This window comes from Micromonospora sp. DT4 (genome assembly GCF_049841675.1).
Lineage (GTDB): Bacteria > Actinomycetota > Actinomycetes > Mycobacteriales > Micromonosporaceae > Micromonospora.
This window is the reverse complement of record NZ_JBNCKT010000357.1, coordinates 1-607: the sequence shown is the minus strand read 5'-3', so window position 1 is coordinate 607 and position 607 is coordinate 1. Positions and strand designations below refer to the sequence as shown.

Annotated in this window: 1 protein-coding gene and 1 rRNA gene; one reads left to right on the top strand and one right to left on the bottom strand. The window is 72.7% G+C overall.

The window, feature by feature from the left end; all coding sequences use genetic code 11:
• Positions 1–446, top strand: a 446-nt coding sequence (locus ACLQ24_RS30095; protein ID WP_425895115.1) for a hypothetical protein, incomplete at its 5' end; no start/stop codon positions are given.
• Between the two features lie 90 nt (positions 447–536).
• Here the strand turns inward: ACLQ24_RS30095 and rrf are convergent.
• Positions 537–607: ribosomal RNA gene (rrf, locus tag ACLQ24_RS30090) — 5S ribosomal RNA — on the bottom strand; the annotation flags it as partial.

The window sequence follows — 607 nt, the reverse complement described above, 5'->3', positions numbered from 1 at the left end:
CGATCGCCCCCGCCCTGGAAACCGCCCTCACGACGATCACCACCACGGAAACCACCCTCGCGGTCACCGCCACGGAAACCACCCTGGCGGTCGCCACCTCGGAAGCCGCCCTCACGGGACGCGCCGCCTTCGCGACGGTCGCCACTGCGGAAGCCGCCCTCACGGGACGCGCCGCCCTCGCGGCGGTCGCCACCACGGAAGCCGCCATCGCGATCGCCGCCGCGGAAACCACCCTCACGTGGCGCGCCGGAACGGGAACCGTCGCGGTCACCGCCGCGCGAGCCACCGTCGCGACCGCCGGCGTATCCGCCTCGGGCGCCGCCGGCGTTGTCGCGGTCTCCCCGGTACGGGGGCCGGTCGTCGCGGCGCGCTCCACGGTCGCGTCCAGCCGGGCCGTCGGTGCGGTCTTCGTGACGACGGGGACGGTCTCCGCCCTGCGGTCCTGAGCTCACAGGTACATCCTTCCTGATTGCGCCACCAATGGCGCTACGCAGTCGAGGGCCGACCCTCATGGGGCGGCCCTCGACTGGAAGATTGTCCGGCGGTGTCCTACTCTCCCACACCCTCACGAGTGCAGTACCATCGGCGCTGGAGGGCTTAGCTTCCG